Genomic DNA, 913 nt, shown 5'->3' with positions numbered 1-913 from the left:
TTTCACCTTTTCACCTTTTCACCTTTTCACCTTTTCACCTTTTCACCTTTTCACCTTTTCGCATTTGACATCTTCACCAATGCAAAAAGTCATTGAAGGATGTAGTTAACGCAGACGCTCCCCTGATTGAATAGCGCAGCGAAAACCAGTACCAGGGTAATAGGCTTCCTGTTCTGGTTTATCCGGCCAGCGTCTAACTACAGAGGCGGCGGACATTGGGCCTTCTGGATAGTAGGAGCCTCGCTTAACCTTATAAGTACCTTTTTCCGGTCCTTGAGGGTTTACCACTGGTGACTGACGGTAGTAATCCTCACCATACCAATCATTAACCCAGTCAGTCGCGTTACCTGCAAGACTGTAGATACCCAGTGGACTGGGTGGAAATTTAGCAATTGAAAACGTTCTACCCCCTCCTTCCACAGGATAGTTTTCCCCAAAACTCAAACTGCCAGTATCAGTAGGAAAAAGAATATGTTGCCCACGATTACGAGCAGCAAATTCCCACTGCGCCTCGGTAGGCAAATCCACAGAATAACCACTAAGGTTGGCAATCCAGTGACAATAGTCCTTGGACTCCTGCCAAGTTTTGGTAAATGCAGGCAAATCACGCTGATAGCGGAACTTCAAATCCTCACGCTCGCGTTTCTCAACATCAAACTGAGGTTTTCCGTTCGCAATAAAGAACAAATCGAAATCACCCAGCGAGACTTGAAACTTTGAAAAATAATAGGAATTCAACTTGACCGGGTGAACAAAGTCATCATCGCCATTACTGCTGATATGACAAAGCTGCTCCGGCTCTTGCCCGCAAGGCCAGGTGCAAACATCCGTTTCGTCGTATTCGCAAGCCCATCCAAAGTCGCCCATATCAAACTGGCCACCTTCGACAAACACCATGTTGTCAATCGACTGA

General features: G+C 46.3%; 1 protein-coding gene. It reads right to left on the bottom strand.

Annotated elements, in window-relative coordinates; all coding sequences use genetic code 11:
- Positions 1 to 105: 105 nt before the first annotated feature.
- The coding region (locus tag ACTJK9_RS29560; RefSeq protein WP_440817858.1) for a formylglycine-generating enzyme family protein at positions 106 to 913 on the bottom strand (808 nt) is incomplete at its 5' end.

It is taken from the genome of Pseudomonas sp. 22082 (genome assembly GCF_052046055.1).
Classification (GTDB): Bacteria; Pseudomonadota; Gammaproteobacteria; order Pseudomonadales; family Pseudomonadaceae; genus Aquipseudomonas; species Aquipseudomonas pharyngis.
This window is presented reverse-complemented; position numbering and strand designations above follow the sequence as displayed.